The organism is Pseudomonas sp. Irchel s3h14 (assembly GCF_900187425.1).
Lineage (GTDB): Bacteria > Pseudomonadota > Gammaproteobacteria > Pseudomonadales > Pseudomonadaceae > Aquipseudomonas.
The window spans coordinates 427563-444227 of record NZ_FYDJ01000001.1; the positions used below are offsets into that span (position 1 = coordinate 427563).

Consider the following 16665-nt stretch of genomic DNA (forward strand, 5'->3'; position numbering starts at 1 on the left):
GGGATTGATCGTGAATTGCATCAAAGCTAATCGATCTAAAAAAATGCTTACAAATACCCTTTAGGAATTAGCTTATGAGCCGGCGCCCGTGTCCCGGCTCAAGGGGTAGTGCGTCGCTAAATTCCTAAACGGTATGAAAAAGAATTGGTTGATTCTTTTTGGGTTTATGGCCCGGCAAGGAAGGAATTTGTTGGGGGTTAGACCATGGTCGTAGACACACATAGTTACGATTGACTTGTGATTCACGGTCTGGCGCTAATCGCGGATCTTAGGAGCCCGGGCATACGACCCTGGACCAGGAATACAAGAATTAGAAACGAGAGGAGCGAAACAATGAACAAGTCCACCTTGGCTCTGGGCGTGGCTGTGGCCGTCGGGGTTATGGCGCAGCAGGCCGGCGCCGCGGGTTTCATCGAAGACAGCAAAGCTTCCGTCAGTTCTCGCACCATGTATTACAACAACGATAACCGCGAGCGCGGCGGCACAGATCAGAGAGAGACCGCTGAAGGCCTCAAGTTCGATTATCTGTCCGGTTTCACCCAAGGTACTGTCGGCTTCGGTATCGATGCCCAGGCCCTCGTGGGTATCCATCTGGACGGCGGCAAGGGTCACCACCCAGCCAACAACAACACATTCTTCCCAAGCGACACCGATGGTTCGGCCGTGGACGAGTGGAGCCGTGCGGCAGCCAACGTCAAGGCCCGCTTCTCGAAGACCGAGGCCCACCTGGGTGGCGCTCTGCAACCGAACATGCCGATCCTGGTAGCGAACGACAGCCGCCTGCTGCCGCAGACCTTTGACGGTGGCACCATCACCTCGAAGGAAATCGACAACGTGACCCTCAACGCGGGTCAGTTGGAACACTCAGCAGGTCGCGCCTCTTCAAACTCCACCGGCCTGGCCGTGGCTGGCGGTACTCAGGACAGCAACCAGTTCCGTTACGCCGGTGCTGACTGGAAGGTCACCAAGGACCTTACCCTGCAGTACTACCACTCGAATCTGAAGGATTACTACAAGCAGGACTTTCTTGGCCTGATTCACGTTTTTCCGATCGACGCCAACCAGTCCTTCAAGACAGACCTGCGCTATTTTGACAGCGGCTCCGATGGCAAGAACGGCGACGCCGGCTACCGCTTCAACAACAACAACGGTTTTGCCAAGACCCCGGGCGAGGTCGATAACAAGACCTGGAGCGCCATGTTCACCTACACCCTGGGTGGCAATGCCTTCTTGCTCGGTCACCAGCGCGTCAGCGATGACGGCGGTTTCGTCTACCTGAATCAGGGCAACGTTGTTGATGGCAATGGTCGTCCGGAAGCGAACGGAGGCGCGAGCTTCTACCTGTTCACCGACGCCATGATTAACGGTTTTGTCCGTGCCGGTGAGAACACCACCTTCGGCCAGTACTCCTATGACTTCGCTGCGCTGGGTGTGCCGGGCCTGAAAACCTCGATTGCCTACCTGCACGGCGACAACATCAAAGCAACGAACGGCAGTGGCCCTGATTCGTCCGAGTGGGAACGTGACATGCGGATCGACTACACCATCCAGCAGGGCACTCTCAAAGGTTTCGGCGTGACGTTGCGTAATGGCGTCTACCGTGGCAGTGAAGTCTCCAACAACCCCGATGTTGACCAGACCCGTCTGATCTTCAACTACACCTACAGCTTCCTGTAAAAGCCATTAGAAAAAGTCTCGTCTGCAAGCGAGGCTTTTTTGTGGTTTTCAATATTCCAAATAGAGCTTACTTAGTAATTTTTTATTCTTTTTAGCTTTTAGGCCAAACACCTAAAGTGGGTGGCTTACGAGCCGATACCTTGTGTCCCGACTCAGAGTAGTAGCGCGAAGCTATATTCCTGAATGGCATGAAAAATAATGAAATAATTCTTTTTGTGTTTATCATGCGGGCCAAAATCACAAGGGTCAGGTCATCGCCGTAGTCACACGGTCTGGCACTAACCGAGCATTTCAGGATCCAGGGCATTCGACCCAGGACCTCAAGAATTAGAAACGATAGGAGCGAAACAAATGAACAAGTCCACCTTGGCCCTGGCTGTGGCCGTAGGGGTTATGGCGCAGCAAGCAGGCGCCGCCGGTTTCATCGAAGACAGCAAAGCTACTTTGGGGCTGCGTAACTTCTACATCAACACGGATAACCGTGACGGCACTGCCGATCCAAGCAGAAACGAAGAGTGGGGCCAAGGCTTCGATCTGCGCTTCACTTCCGGTTATACCCAAGGCACTGTCGGCTTCGGTATCGACGCCATCGGCCTGCTGGGTGTACGTCTGGATTCGGGCGGCGGCACTAATGGCAACGTTAACTCCAATGGCACCCCTGGTAACGCTTATGGCGGCACTGTGTTCCCGAGCAAGTCCAACGGCGAAGCGGTTGATAATTTCTCCAGCCTGGGCCTGACTGCCAAAGCCAAGATCTCCCAGACCGAACTGAAGCTGGGTACCTTGCAGCCAAAACTGCCGGTGATCGTGACCAACGACGGTCGTCTGCTGCCACAAACCTTCCAGGGCGGTCAGATCACTTCGGGCGAGATCAAGGACCTTACACTGGTCGGTGGTCAGATCGAGCACGCCAAAGGTCGTAACTCCAGCAACAACGAAGAGTTGTCGATTGTTGGTGCGAACAGTCGCACTGCGGCTGGTCGCGACAGCAACAAATTCTATTACGGCGGCGGTGACTACAAAATCACCAAAGACCTGACTGCCCAGTACTACTACGGCAACCTGGAAGATTTCTACAAGCAGCACTTCCTGGGTCTGGTTCACAACTGGGCAATCGGCCCGGGCGTTCTGAAATCCGACCTGCGCTACTTCAACAGCCGGGATGACGGTGCCAACGGTCACGACGCCAACTACTTCACCGCTGGCAACTACAATGCGCCAAACGGTAAAGGTAAGGTCGACAACAACCTGTATAGCGGCCTGTTCCTGTATACCGTTGCCGGCCACACCTTCGGCGGCGGCTATCAGGTCAGCAACGGTAGCAGCGACTTCCCTTACTTGAACCAGGGTGACGGCGCTTCGGCTTACCTGACTACCGACATGCAGATCCAGAAGTTCGCCCGTGCCGGCGAGCGCACTTGGCAAGCACGCTACTCGTATGACTTTGCCAAGGTCGGTGTCCCAGGTCTGACGGCCGGTGTGGTCTACCTGAAAGGTGATGAAATTGATACCGTCAACGCTCGCAGTGGCGAGTTGGCTAACGGTGCTTCCGAGTGGGAACGCGACCTGACTCTGGCTTACGTCGTACAAGAAGGCCCGCTGAAAAACCTTGGTTTGATGTGGAAAAACGCGATGTGGCGTACCGACCTGCCGAACACTCGTTCGCAGGACGAAAACCGTCTGATCGTCAGCTACTCGATCCCGCTGTTGTAATAGCACTCGCGTAACTGAAGTAAAAAAAGCCCCGCCCGGCATCTCGCCGGGCGGGGCTTTTGCGTTTTCAAGTCAGGCTCACCCCCGTAAACCCTCCTCGAAGTTTCCCTCTTTGTGCAGCAACTCAAGGCCTTCTCGAACCTTGTGGGCGATGATCGTCCCGATCGCCGCCGAGGTCCAGTGAACACATTTTTAATATTCATTTACGATCTAAACAAATCGATATCTATTCTTTTTAATGAATAAAAAATGCAGGCACAGTTGACCTCAACAAGCACTCACCAGGAGCAGCACCATGAGCCTCAGACTGGGCGATATCGCCCCCGATTTTGAACAGGATTCCAGCGCCGGCACCCTCCGTTTCCACGAATGGCTGGGCGATAGCTGGGGCGTGCTGTTTTCCCACCCGGCGGACTTCACCCCGGTGTGCACCACCGAATTGGGCTTCACTGCCAAGCTCAAGGACGAATTCGCCCAGCGCGGTGTGAAAGCCATTGCCCTGTCCGTGGACCCGGTGGACTCGCACCACAAGTGGATCGAAGACATCAACGAAACCCAGAATACCCTCGTCAACTTCCCGATCCTTGCCGACGCCGACCGCAAGGTCTCGGACCTCTACGACCTGATCCATCCCAATGCCAACGACACCCTGACCGTGCGCTCGCTGTTTGTGATCGACCCGAACAAGAAGGTGCGGCTGACCATCACCTACCCGGCGAGCACCGGCCGTAACTTCCATGAAATTCTGCGGGTGATCGACTCACTGCAACTCACCGACAACTACAAGGTGGCCACCCCGGCCAACTGGCAGGACGGTGATGAAGTGGTGATCGTGCCGTCGCTCAAGGACGAAGACGAAATCAACAAACGCTTTCCCAAGGGCTATCGCGCGGTGAAGCCGTACCTGCGTCTGACGCCACAGCCGAACAGGTAAACCATTGCATTTGAAAACGGCCATGCTCGCAATCTGCGCTATTTTTAGCTCAGATTAATTGCGACTGGAGCATCTCTCGTACCCAGAATATCTGCGACTGGGCTTGTATTCAGCGGCGTCTGCTTGCATTCCATTTGTGTGTGCTCACATTGTGTGCAAATGATGACTGACCTGCGCGTGGAGTGAGTTAAGGCCTGGCAACTGGAGCACGCATGGCTTTACCGGAAAATTATCAATGCGTTAGCTGACTTACTCGCGCAACTCCTGACTACAGACTGCACTACAGACGAGGGAACACCATGACTAGCACCGCCAGCTCTGCGCAGATTGACGTCGTCCAGCGCATGTACAATTCCAAAGGTGATATGGACGTCATTCGAGCGGTTATTGCACAAGATGCCGTGTGGGACATTGCCGTCGGTTTCCCGAAGGGCGGCGTCTATAACGGCCTTGACAACATCATTAACGACTTTTTCTCCTTCTTCGGCGACTTCACCGAATTCTGGGCCGAAGGTGACGAGTTCTTCGAGATTGGAGACCACGTCATCGCACTGGGTCGTTATCACGGTGTTACCAAGGACGGCGGTAACCAATTCACCTCCCGGTTCGTGCATATTTTCACCCTGCGTGATGGTCAGCTTATTCGTCTCCAGCAGACTGCCGACACGGTTCTTATCGCTCACGCGCTCGGGCGCGCCTGATTCGACACCCAACGCAACCGCACCTGTAGGGCAAGCTCATGACAACAACGCATGACCGCACCCTGGTTCAGCTTTCGTTGCCCGGTCGTCTCGGCGATCCTGCCACCGACTTTGGCTCCGATCCGCGAAGCAACGCTCGACTGGTTACAGCGATGGCCGCATTCGGTATGGACAAGCACGCTACGCTGCCGCCCGTCACTGCCACCGACTCGAGGACGGCCCTGTTTGAATGGGGGGCTGAGGCTGAAGCTGGCTTCGAGCAACTCTACAGCGCGGTCACCTCGGGTCTGCCACCCATTACCGGGGTGACGCGCACTGTCGAGACGATTACCGGTGTAGACGGCAACACGATCAGGCTTTACATACACCGCCCTGCCGAGTCCGCCGGTCTCATGCCCGGTGTTATCTACCTGCACTCTGGTGGGATGGTTCTGCTGAGCATGGACAACCCGCTTCATCTGCGCTGGGCCGATCAGTTGGCCGCCACTGGCCTGATCGTGGTCGGTGTCGACTTTCGTAACGGTGCGGGAAAACTTGGCCCCCACCCATTTCCGGCCGGCCTCAACGACAGCTTCAGTGCTCTGCAGTGGGCCGACGCTCGGCGCGATAAGCTCGGTGTGAGCAAGATCGTCGTAGTTGGCGACTCCGGCGGCGGCAACCTGGCCCTTGCCACCGCCCTCAAGGCCAAGCGGGATGGCCTGCTCACCCTGTTGGACGGGGTATATGCACTCGCGCCACACATTTCTGGTGCCTATGACTGGAGCGTGGAGGACCAGTCGCGCGAACTGCCCTCCTTGCTGGAAAACGACCAGTACTTCACCAGCCTCGCCACTAGTCGGGCCCTGGCCAGTCTCTACGACCCTGACTGCGCCAACCGCCGCAATCCACTGGCCTGGCCTTACCACGCGACCGAGGCCGACTTGACGGGCCTGCCACCACACGTCATTTCCACCAACGAACTCGACTCCGTGCGCGACGAAGGACTTGTGTACGCCCGCAAACTCGCTCACGCCGGCGTTAGTGTGATCAGTCGTACGGTCAACGGCATCGTCCATGACGCAGACGTCATCTTTGAGGCCGCTCTGCCGGAGCTTCATCACAGCGCTGTCTGCGACATCTACAACTTCGCTAGCAATCTATAGCCATTCCAGCTTCAAGCAACTTGAAATAGTCGGGAATGTTTGAGAGCGCTTGCTCGCGATGACGGCATACCAGGCGCCGCAAAATTCAGATTGAACCGTATCCACCAAGCAGGGGATTTCAGGCCGTTTTTACGGCCTGTTTTTTTGCCCGGGAAAAGCCATTTCATATAGATCTATAACGAATAACCAAATGAATAAATATGATTTATGGATATAACAATCACCTGTTAAGGTCACTTCCATCAAAGCGAGATCGCAAGCCGCGAATCGCCAACACCGTTCAAGGAATCGTCTGAATGCTGGTCGTCTCACTCGGTGGCAGTCCCAGCCAACGCTCCCGTTCCGGGGTGCTGCTGGAGCGCTCCCAACGCTGGTTGCAGGAGCAAGGTGTGGAAGTGGTGAGTTACCAGGTGCGGGACTTCCCGGCCGAAGACTTGCTGCATGCACGCTTCGACAGCCCGAAGGTGATCGACCTGCTGCAACAGATTGAAAACGCCGATGGCCTGCTGATCGCCACGCCGGTCTACAAAGCGTCGTTCTCCGGCGCATTGAAAACCGTGCTGGACCTGCTGCCCGAACGTGCCCTGGCCCACAAAGTGGTTTTGCCAATGGCCACCGGCGGCAGCATCGCCCACATGCTGGCGGTGGATTACGCGCTCAAGCCAGTGTTGTCGGCATTGAAAGCCCAGGAAATGCTCCACGGGATTTTCGCCGTAGACAGCCAGATCGCTTACGGCGAAGGCAGCGTCCAGGCGCAGTTGGCACCGGAGCTGGAAGAAAGACTGAATGAATCGCTGGAGCTGTTTTTCAGCGCCATGGCGCGACGGCCCAAGCCGATCGATCCGAATCTGTTGAATGAACGTTTGTTGAGTGCTCGCTGGAGCATTTAAGCCTTACCCCAATTTGAAGTACTCACCTTACTCAGCCGCCAACGGCCAAGCAGGTGCAGCCAAAACCCAACTGCAAAAAGGAGAGCGCCATGCGCACTGTCATTTTGCGTCGTGGTCTGGTCGCTCTGTTTGCTGCGGCTGTAACCTTCGGCGCCATTACTCAAGCTCAAGCCGAGACGCTTCGGATCGGTTATCAAAAGTACGGCACTTTGGTGCTGCTCAAAGCCAAAGGCACTTTGGAAAAACGCCTCGCCGCCCAAGGCGTGGACGTGCAATGGACTGAATTTCCCGGCGGCCCGCAGCTGCTCGAAGGCCTGAACGTCGGCTCCATCGACTTCGGCGTTACAGGTGAAACTCCCCCCGTATTCGCTCAAGCAGCCGGCGCCGATCTGCTCTATGTCGCCTACGAACCACCAGCGCCCCACAGCGAAGCGATCCTGGTGCCGAAGGACTCGGCGATCAAATCGGTGCAGGACCTCAAGGGCAAGAAAGTCGTCCTGAACAAAGGCTCCAACGTGCACTACCTGTTGGTCCGCGCACTGGAAGATGCCGGCCTCAAATACACCGACATCCAGACCGTATTCCTGCCGCCGGCCGATGCCCGCGCTGCGTTCGAACGTGGCAGCGTCGATGCCTGGGTGATCTGGGACCCGTACCAGGCCGCCGCCGAACAACAGTTGCAGGCACGCACTCTGCGTGATGGCCAAGGCATCGTCGACAACCATCAGTTCTACCTCGCGACCAAGCCTTATGCGCAGAAAAACCCTGAGGTGATCAAGACCCTTGTGGAAGAAGTGCGCGCCGTCGGCGAATGGTCCAAGGCCAATCCTGAAGACGTGACCAAACAAGTTTCGCCACTGATTGGCCTGCCAGCGGACATCACCCTGACCTCGATGAAACGCCAGGGCTACGGTGCGCTGTTCCTCACCCCTGAAGTGGTCGCCGCGCAACAGAAAATTGCCGACACCTTCTATCAGCTCAAGCTGATTCCAAAGCCGCTGAGTATCAAAGACGTGATCTGGACGCCTCCGGCGGCCGTTGCCCAAGCGCAGTAATTCGATTTCCTAAGGAGTCCACTCCATGAGCCTCAATATCTTCTGGTTCCTGCCTACCCACGGCGACGGCCACTACCTTGGCACCGCCGAAGGCGCTCGCGCTGTCGACCACGGTTATCTGCAACAAGTCGCGCAAGCAGCGGATCGTCTGGGCTTTGGCGGGGTGCTGATACCCACCGGGCGCTCCTGCGAAGACTCGTGGCTGGTGGCCGCGTCGCTGATCCCGGTGACCCAGCGTTTGAAATTCCTCGTCGCGCTACGCCCCGGGATCATTTCCCCTACGGTGGCCGCGCGTCAGGCTGCGACGCTGGATCGCCTGTCCGGCGGCCGTGCGTTGTTCAATCTGGTAACCGGCGGTGATCCGGAAGAATTGGCCGGCGACGGTTTGTTCCTGACTCACGAAGAACGCTATCAAGCCTCGGTGGAATTCACCCGTATCTGGCGCCGCGTACTGGAGGGCGAAACCGTCGATTACGACGGTCAGCACATCAGCGTAAAGGGCGCGAAGTTGCTCTACCCGCCGATCCAGCAACCGCGTCCGCCGCTGTACTTCGGTGGTTCTTCGGAAGCGGCGCAAGACCTCGCGGCAGAGCAGGTCGAGATGGTCCTGACCTGGGGCGAACCACCGGCCGCCGTTGCCGAGAAGATCGAACAAGTGCGCGCCAAAGCCGCGAAGCTCGGGCGTACCGTGCGCTTCGGCATTCGCTTGCACGTGATCGTTCGTGAAACCAATGCCGAAGCCTGGCAAGCGGCGGATCGACTGATCTCTCATCTGGACGACGACACCATCGCTCGCGCCCAGGCTTCTCTGGCGCGCTTCGACTCGGTGGGCCAGCAACGCATGGCCGCGCTGCATGGCGGCAGCCGTGACAATCTGGAAGTCAGCCCCAACCTGTGGGCCGGTGTCGGTCTGGTGCGTGGCGGTGCCGGTACAGCATTAGTGGGCGACGGTCCGACCGTGGCTGCTCGCGTGAAGGAATACGCGGACCTGGGCATCGACACGTTCATCTTCTCCGGTTATCCACACCTGGAAGAGTCTTACCGCGTCGCCGAATTGCTGTTCCCGCACCTGGACATCGAACGTCCGGAGTTGCCGAAAAGCGCCGGTTACGTCAGCCCGTTTGGTGAGATGGTCGCCAACGACATTCTCCCCAAAGCCGCGTCGCAGAGCTGAGGCGCGCCATGAAGAAACTTATCCATAACCTCGCGCCCTGGGCGTTACCTGTTTTGCTGCTGGCGGTGTGGCAGTTGTCGGTGTCGGCGGGCTGGTTGTCGACACGGATTCTGCCGGCGCCGATCGCGGTCATCGAAGCCGGCGTCAGCCTGGTGCGCAGCGGCGAAATCTGGACTCACCTGGCGATCAGCGGCTGGCGTGCAGCGCTGGGTTTCGCCATCGGCGGCAGCATCGGTCTGACCTTGGGCTTCATCACCGGCCTGTCGAAATGGGGCGAACGCCTGCTCGACAGTTCGGTGCAGATGATCCGCAACGTGCCACACCTGGCGCTGATTCCGCTGGTGATCCTGTGGTTCGGCATCGATGAGTCGGCGAAGATTTTCCTGGTGGCATTGGGCACGTTGTTCCCGATCTACCTCAACACCTATCACGGCATCCGCAACGTTGATCCGGCGCTGGTGGAAATGTCCCGCAGTTATGGCTTGTCCGGTTTCAGCCTGTTCCGTCAGGTGATTCTGCCGGGGGCGCTGCCTTCGATTCTGGTCGGTGTGCGGTTCGCGCTGGGCTTCATGTGGCTGACGTTGATCGTCGCGGAAACCATTTCCGCCAGCTCCGGCATCGGCTACCTGGCAATGAATGCCCGGGAGTTCTTGCAGACCGACGTGGTGGTACTGGCGATTCTTATGTACGCGGTACTCGGCAAACTCGCCGACCTCGCGGCCCGTGGACTTGAACGCGTGTGGTTGCGCTGGCACCCGGCCTATCAGGTTGTTAAAGGAGGTGCGGCATGACGGCTCAACAACCTCTACGCCTGCTGCGCGGGATTCCGCTGGCAGTGCGCAAGCTGCAAAAAACCTTCGGCGCGCGGCAAGTGCTGCGCGAGATCGATCTGCACATCCCGGCCGGTCAGTTTGTCGCCGTGGTCGGTCGTAGCGGTTGCGGCAAAAGTACCTTGCTGCGCTTGCTCGCCGGTCTCGACAAACCCACGGGCGGTGAATTGCTGGCCGGTTCCGCGCCGCTGAGTGAGGCGCGGGAAGACACTCGATTGATGTTCCAGGAAGCGCGTTTGCTGCCCTGGAAAAAGGTCATCGACAACGTCGGCCTCGGGCTCAAGGGCAACTGGCGTCCGCAAGCGCTGGAAGCCTTGGAGTCGGTCGGTCTGGCCGACCGCGCCAATGAATGGCCGGCCGCCTTGTCCGGTGGCCAGAAGCAACGTGTGGCCCTGGCCCGCGCGCTGATCCATCAACCGCGGTTGCTGTTGCTGGACGAACCGCTGGGCGCGCTGGATGCACTGACCCGAATTGAAATGCAGCAGCTGATCGAACGGCTCTGGCAGAAGCACGGTTTTACCGTGTTGCTGGTCACCCACGATGTCAGTGAAGCGGTAGCGATTGCCGACCGGGTGATCCTGATCGAAGAGGGCGAAGTCGGCCTCGACCTGCACGTTGAGCTGCCGCGCCCCCGGGTTCGCGGCTCCCATCGGCTGGCGGCACTGGAAACCGAAGTCCTCAATCGCGTGCTGGCGTTGCCCGGCGAACCGCCGGCACCGGAACCTGTTTCACCATTGCCCACGCAATTGCGTTGGGCTCAATAACTCAAGCCTTATCCAGCGACAGGAATCAACATCATGACGATCAAAGCCATCAACGTTCGTAACCAGTTCAAAGGCTCCATCAAGGAAATCGTACTCGGCGACGTACTGTCCGAAATCGACGTACAGACCGCTTCCGGCATCGTCACCTCGGTGATCACCACTCGCTCGGTGAAAGAGCTGGAGCTGGTGGTCGGCAGCGAAGTGATCGCGTTTGTGAAATCCACCGAGGTGTCGATCGCCAAGTTGTAAGCGCGTGCGCAAACAACGACCCCGAAGGGTGTAAGCCCTTCGGGGTTTTTTATGCGCGGGTGTTCAGGGCTCGGGCGCGCAGCGCCAACCGACGGCGGGCGCGTAGGTGCCGAGTGAAAACAGCAAACGTGGGTCGCTGAATAGCTCGCTGGCGTTTGGATCGATGTCTGCCGGCAACAGTGGCTGGCCGGTCTGTATGGGCAGTGTGGAATAGTCGATGTGCCACGGGGTTTGCCCGGCATGGTGGCGACCGAAAGAGAGTTCGCAGGCAAGCTGTTGCGGTGCGGTTGCCCCATCAATGTGTTCACGCAAATGGCCGCCGGGATTCAGCGCGACCGCGCGGCTGGCGGCGAACAGAAAGTAGTCACCGGCCAGCACCAGGCAGGCAACGCGCGTCGGATCATCGACCGCCTGTAACCACTGACCGCGACAGGTGCCGCGAGAGTCCGGCAGCCGCTCCCAGATCTCGTAGTAGCTGTCGTCCAGGGCGGTTTCGACCAGGCGTTCGCTGGTTTCGAAATGCATGCGCCCGATGTCTTCTTCGGTGCTGACGGGCTGGTAGTCGAGTTTGCGATGCCACTGGCAAATATCGCCGTTGACCTCGGTTACGCCGGCGAAGCCTTTTTGTTCGCTCAGGGTCAGCAGGTCCGCGTGATTCTGTTGCTCCAGCGGCAAGACCGGAAGCGGGGCAGGCGGGATGCGCAGGTCGGCAAACAAGCGCGGGGTTTGCAGCCAGTACACGGCTGTTTCGCTGTCGACGCGCCCCGACTGGAATTTGATCAGGCGTCGTTGCCACACGCCAAGGTAGTTGTCTGGAACGTGCGCCATGAACACCTCGTTGCGTTATGCGTCGCGCTTGGACAGGTAGGGCGGCAAATACAGGCCCAGGTAGGCGTCGAATACCCGCATCCCTTCCTCAGCCATGCGTGGCGTGATCTGCCCATGTTGCTGCACCGAACGCGCATAGACGCGGTCGCCGAGCTCCATGGCCAGGGCGAACACATCGACATCGGTCGGAAGCTTCGGCAATTCGAAGTGGTGATCGAAGAGTTTGTGCATCAGGTCGCCGAGTTCGATGTCGTGCTGACGGTCGGCCTGGGTGACTTCAGTCAGCCCGTGCTGGGCAAGAATGAGCTGGCGGGCGGCGGCGTCTTCGCTGTAGATCGCGAGCATGCGTTGTTCCACCAGTCGCGACAGATCGCGCCAGCCGTTCAGGGCTTCGTGGTCGATGGGCGCTTGCAGGCAGGCACGGAACGCAGCATGGACATCGGCCGTCAGGGCTTCGAGCAGCGCCGGGACGCTGGCAAAGAAGTGGTAGACGGAGGAGGGTGGGATCTCCGCGCGTTCGGCGACGCTATAGATCGACAGGCTGGCCACGCCCTCGGCAGCCAGCAGCGTGCGGGCGGCATCGAGTATCGAATCGATCCGGGCCTGGCTGCGAGCGCGGGGTTTGCGTGGGGTGGCGAGTCGGGTCATCGAAGTCTCCTGCGGGGCAGCGGGCATTGTACGAGCAGGGTTTGATGTTGTCTTGTCGGACGCCTTCGCGGGCAAGCCTCGCTCCTACGGAAAATCAAACGCATACCTGTAGGAGCGAGGCTTGCCCGCGAACCGCCGCAGGCGGCCATAAAAAAACGCCATCGGCCTTGACGACCGATGGCGTTGTTTTTACTGCAACCGCTTACACGGTATGCAGGTACCAGTTGTACTCGAGGTCGGAGATGGAGTGTTCGAACTCCTCCAGCTCGCTCTCTTTACACGCGACGAAGATATCGATGTATTTCGGATCGATGTACTTGGCCATGACTTCGCTGTCGTCCAGCTCGCGCAATGCATCGCGCAGGTTGTTCGGCAGGCTTTGCTCGTTCTGCTCGTAGGAGTTGCCTTCCACGGGTGCGCCCGGCTCGATCTTGTTGGTCAGGCCGTGATGCACGCCTGCCAGGACCGAAGCCATCAGCAGGTACGGGTTGGCATCGGCGCCGGCAACACGGTGTTCCAGACGGACCGCGTCGGCGGAACCGGTTGGCACACGTACCGCAACAGTACGGTTGTCCAGACCCCAGCACGGTGCGTTCGGCACGTAGAACTGTGCGCCGAAACGACGGTAGGAGTTGACGTTCGGGCAGAGGAAAGCCATCTGCGCCGGTAGGGTCTCGAGCACACCGCCGATCGCGTGACGCAGTGCGGCGTTCTGCTCGGGATCCTCACTGGCAAAAATGTTTTTGCCATCTTTATCAAGAATCGAGATGTGGACATGCAGACCGTTGCCCGCCTGGCCCGGGTAAGGCTTGGCCATGAAGGTGGTGTCCATCTCATGGTCGTAGGCGATGTTTTTGATCAGACGCTTGAGCAGGACCGCGTAGTCGCAGGCCTTGATCGGGTCGGCAACGTGGTGCAGGTTCACTTCGAACTGCGCCGGGGCACTTTCCTTGACGATCGCGTCGGCAGGGATGCCTTGCTCTTTCGCGCCTTCCAGAATGTCCTGGAGGCAGTCGACGTATTCGTCGAGGTCGTCGATCAGGTAAACCTGTGTCGAATGCGGGCGTTTGCCGGAGATCGGCGAGCGAGGCGGTTGTGGGCGACCGTTCACGTTCTCCTGGTCGATCAGGTAGAACTCCAGTTCGAACGCGGCGCAGATGGTGAGGCCCATCTCGTCAAACTTGGCTACGACTTGTCGCAGGACTTCGCGCGGGTCGGCGAAGAAAGGATCACCTTCGAGTTCGTGCATGGTCATTAACAGTTGCGCGGTAGGGCGCTTCTGCCAAGGCTCGTTGCACAGGGTGTCAGGGATTGGATAGCAGATTCGGTCAGCATCGCCGATGTCCAGGCCCAGGCCGGTGCTTTCCACCGTCGAGCCATTGATATCCAGAGCAAATAGAGAGGCCGGCAGGTTGATGCCTTTCTCGTAAACCTTGTGGAGGCTGGTGCGTTCAATGCGCTTGCCGCGCACCACACCATTCATATCCGCAATCAGAAGGTCAACGTACAGAACCTCAGGATGTTCCTTAAGGAACGCGTTCGCTTCGTTAAGCTGAACGGCACGCGGGGGTACCGACATGATGCAACACCTTTGTTGTTAAAAATATCAATCATTGATCTCTTCGGATTCCAGTCAACCCGAACGGCATGCCGAAGTCAAGCGAGGCCTTTTTTGCCCTAAAAAAGCACCCTTGGGGCTTTTTTGAGGCACTTTGGGGCGTTTTTATGCCTTTGAGCGATTTAGCGCCTGCGGGCTTGAGCGGGCCGTGTTGTATTTTTTACGGGGGTGTTGTGTAAAAAAATGAACAAGGCTAAGCTCGATTCAAACCCATAACACCAATAATACCGGGGTGCTTCATGTCTCGCCTGCCGTTAATCGGCGTCACCGCCTGCTCTAAGCAGATCGGTCTGCATGCTTATCACATCAGTGGCGACAAGTACGTCCGCGCCGTGGCTTCAGCGGCCAAGGGCCTGCCGGTGATTCTTCCGTCCCTGGCCGATTTGCTGGCACCGTCCGATATTCTGGACGGTCTGGATGGCATCCTCTTTACAGGCTCTCCTTCCAATATAGAACCGTTTCACTATAGCGGCCCAGCCAGCGTGCCGGGCACTGCACATGATTCTGCACGCGATGCCACCACCCTCCCGTTGATCCGCGCCGCAGTCGAGGCCGGCATTCCCGTACTCGGTATTTGCCGCGGCTTCCAGGAAATGAATGTGGCGTTCGGCGGCAGCCTGCATCAAAAAGTCCACGAAGCCGGTCCATTCATGGATCACCGTGAAGACGATAGCCTACCGCTTGAAGGACAGTATGCGCCAAGTCACCCGGTGCACATTCAACCGGGTGGTGTGCTCGCAGGTCTGGGCCTGGCGAGCGAGATACAGGTCAATTCGATTCATGGTCAGGGCGTTGAACGTCTGGCGCCGGGCCTTTGCGTCGAGGCCTTGGCTCCTGACGGGTTGATCGAGGCTGTCTCGGTCCCGCAGGGCAAGGGTTTTGCTTTAGGAGTGCAATGGCATCCCGAATGGCAGGTAAGCTCAAACCCGGATTACCTTGCGATCTTCCAGGCATTTGGCGATGCCTGTCGTAAGCGCGCATTACAACGCGACGCCGATGCGTTAAACAACGCCTGACTTATAAGAGTCAGGAAACCAAGCCTAAGAGGCATTTATGAGTAACAACCTCGACCAGCTCACCGATTGGTTGAAAGACCACAAGATCACAGAAGTCGAATGCATGATCGCCGACTTGACCGGGATCACCCGGGGCAAGATTTCGCCGACCAACAAGTTCATTGCCGAGAAAGGCATGCGCCTGCCCGAGAGCGTTCTGTTGCAGACCGTGACCGGCGACTATGTCGAAGACGACATCTATTACGAACTGCTCGACCCGGCCGACATCGACATGATCTGCCGCCCCGACCAGAACGCGGTATTCCTTGTGCCCTGGGCCATCGAGCCCACCGCTCAGGTGATCCACGACACCTACGACAAGCAAGGCAACCCGATCGAGCTGTCGCCGCGCAACGTGCTCAAAAAGGTGCTGAAACTCTATTCCGACAAGGGCTGGCAGCCGATCGTGGCGCCAGAAATGGAGTTCTACCTGACCAAGCGCTGCGAAGACCCGGACTTCCCGCTGCAACCGCCGGTTGGCCGTTCCGGTCGCCCGGAAACCGGTCGCCAGTCGTTCTCGATTGAAGCGGCGAACGAATTCGATCCGCTGTTCGAAGACGTCTACGACTGGTGCGAATTGCAGGAACTGGACCTCGACACGCTGATCCACGAGGACGGCACGGCGCAGATGGAAATCAACTTCCGTCACGGCGATGCCCTGTCCCTGGCCGACCAGATCCTGGTGTTCAAACGCACCATGCGCGAAGCCGCGCTCAAGCACGACGTGGCGGCGACGTTCATGGCCAAGCCGATGACCGGCGAGCCGGGCAGTGCGATGCACTTGCACCAGAGCATCATCGACATCGAGACCGGCAAGAACGTCTTCTCCAACGAAGACGGGAGCATGAGCCAGCTGTTCCTGCACCACATCGGTGGTTTGCAGAAACTGATCCCCGAGCTGTTGCCGCTGTTCGCCCCGAACGTCAACTCGTTCCGCCGCTTCCTGCCGGACACCTCGGCACCGGTGAACGTGGAGTGGGGCGAAGAGAACCGTACCGTGGGCCTGCGGGTTCCGGATGCCGGGCCGCAAAACCGTCGGGTGGAAAACCGCCTGCCGGGCGCCGACGCCAACCCGTACCTGGCGATTGCCGCGAGCCTGCTCTGCGGTTACATCGGCATGGTCGAAGGCTTGAACCCGAGTGCGCCGGTGGTGGGCCGTGGCTATGAACGCCGCAACCTGCGCCTGCCACTGACCATCGAAGACGCGCTGGAACGCATGGAACACAGCGCGACCATCGAGAAATACCTGGGCAAGAAATTCATCACTGGCTACGTCGCGGTCAAGCGGGCCGAGCATGAAAACTTCAAGCGCGTGATCAGTTCGTGGGAGCGGGAATTCCTGCTCTTCGCCGTCTGATGCGCCGGGCGCCGCCGTTATTGGGCGGCG

General features: G+C 58.4%; 16 protein-coding genes. 13 read left to right on the forward strand and 3 right to left on the reverse strand.

Translation table 11 applies throughout. The annotated features are described in order from the left end of the window. The first annotated feature begins 333 nt into the window (after positions 1–333). The 11 genes from CKW16_RS02065 to CKW16_RS02115 all read left to right on the forward strand — a co-directional run bounded on the left by CKW16_RS02065 (position 334) and on the right by CKW16_RS02115 (position 11129). A complete protein-coding gene (locus tag CKW16_RS02065; protein WP_095127007.1) occupies positions 334–1677 on the forward strand; it encodes an OprD family porin in 1344 nt (447 codons plus the stop codon). Between the two features lie 351 nt (positions 1678–2028). Next, positions 2029–3390, forward strand: coding sequence for an OprD family porin (locus CKW16_RS02070; protein ID WP_095127008.1), 1362 nt, complete (start codon positions 2029–2031; stop codon positions 3388–3390). 295 nt (positions 3391–3685) lie between these two features. After that, positions 3686–4324, forward strand: coding sequence for a peroxiredoxin (locus tag CKW16_RS02075; protein ID WP_046053759.1), 639 nt, complete (start codon positions 3686–3688; stop codon positions 4322–4324). A gap of 299 nt (positions 4325–4623) precedes the next feature. Further along, positions 4624–5025 carry a nuclear transport factor 2 family protein gene (locus tag CKW16_RS02080; RefSeq protein WP_095127009.1) on the forward strand — a complete coding sequence of 134 codons (402 nt, stop codon included), beginning with the start codon at positions 4624–4626 and terminating at the stop codon, positions 5023–5025. Between the two features lie 38 nt (positions 5026–5063). Next, complete coding sequence (locus CKW16_RS02085; RefSeq protein WP_095127010.1) at positions 5064–6167, forward strand: alpha/beta hydrolase fold domain-containing protein; 1104 nt, start codon at positions 5064–5066, stop codon at positions 6165–6167. A gap of 296 nt (positions 6168–6463) precedes the next feature. Continuing rightward, complete coding sequence (ssuE, locus tag CKW16_RS02090) at positions 6464–7057, forward strand: NADPH-dependent FMN reductase (RefSeq protein WP_008150435.1); 594 nt, start codon at positions 6464–6466, stop codon at positions 7055–7057. An 89-nt stretch (positions 7058–7146) separates the two neighbouring features. Next, entirely contained in the window at positions 7147–8112 is a 966-nt protein-coding gene (locus CKW16_RS02095) for a sulfonate ABC transporter substrate-binding protein (protein WP_095127011.1), read from the forward strand. 25 nt (positions 8113–8137) lie between these two features. Beyond that, positions 8138–9286 carry an FMNH2-dependent alkanesulfonate monooxygenase gene (ssuD, locus tag CKW16_RS02100; protein WP_008026018.1) on the forward strand — a complete coding sequence of 383 codons (1149 nt, stop codon included), beginning with the start codon at positions 8138–8140 and terminating at the stop codon, positions 9284–9286. Between the two features lie 8 nt (positions 9287–9294). After that, a complete protein-coding gene (gene ssuC / locus CKW16_RS02105; protein ID WP_095127012.1) occupies positions 9295–10077 on the forward strand; it encodes an aliphatic sulfonate ABC transporter permease SsuC in 783 nt (260 codons plus the stop codon). After that, a complete protein-coding gene (gene ssuB / locus CKW16_RS02110) occupies positions 10074–10880 on the forward strand; it encodes an aliphatic sulfonates ABC transporter ATP-binding protein (protein ID WP_095127013.1) in 807 nt (268 codons plus the stop codon). The genes ssuC and ssuB overlap by 4 nt, the downstream gene beginning before the upstream one ends. Before the next feature lie 33 nt (positions 10881–10913). Beyond that, complete coding sequence (locus CKW16_RS02115) at positions 10914–11129, forward strand: molybdopterin-binding protein (protein ID WP_003229256.1); 216 nt, start codon at positions 10914–10916, stop codon at positions 11127–11129. Positions 11130–11192: 63 nt separating this feature from the next. Here CKW16_RS02115 and CKW16_RS02120 read toward each other — a convergent pair whose 3' ends face one another. From CKW16_RS02120 to CKW16_RS02130, 3 genes are all read right to left on the reverse strand, one after another. Beyond that, the gene (locus CKW16_RS02120; RefSeq protein WP_095127014.1) at positions 11193–11957 is read right to left on the reverse strand and encodes a hypothetical protein; all 765 of its coding nucleotides are present in this window, start codon (positions 11955–11957) and stop codon (positions 11193–11195) included. A gap of 15 nt (positions 11958–11972) precedes the next feature. Continuing rightward, positions 11973–12605, reverse strand: coding sequence for a TetR/AcrR family transcriptional regulator (locus CKW16_RS02125; RefSeq protein ID WP_095127015.1), 633 nt, complete (start codon positions 12603–12605; stop codon positions 11973–11975). A 202-nt stretch (positions 12606–12807) separates the two neighbouring features. Beyond that, entirely contained in the window at positions 12808–14184 is a 1377-nt protein-coding gene (locus CKW16_RS02130; protein ID WP_095127016.1) for a glutamine synthetase family protein, read from the reverse strand. Positions 14185–14462: 278 nt separating this feature from the next. Here CKW16_RS02130 and CKW16_RS02135 point away from each other — a divergent pair, with 278 nt between their 5' ends. Together CKW16_RS02135 and CKW16_RS02140 are read left to right on the forward strand one after the other, a co-directional pair. Beyond that, positions 14463–15239, forward strand: a complete 777-nt coding sequence (locus tag CKW16_RS02135; protein ID WP_095127017.1) for a gamma-glutamyl-gamma-aminobutyrate hydrolase family protein — start codon at positions 14463–14465, stop codon at positions 15237–15239. 37 nt (positions 15240–15276) lie between these two features. After that, the gene (locus CKW16_RS02140) at positions 15277–16635 is read left to right on the forward strand and encodes a glutamine synthetase family protein (RefSeq protein WP_095127018.1); all 1359 of its coding nucleotides are present in this window, start codon (positions 15277–15279) and stop codon (positions 16633–16635) included. The last annotated feature ends 30 nt before the right edge of the window (positions 16636–16665 follow it).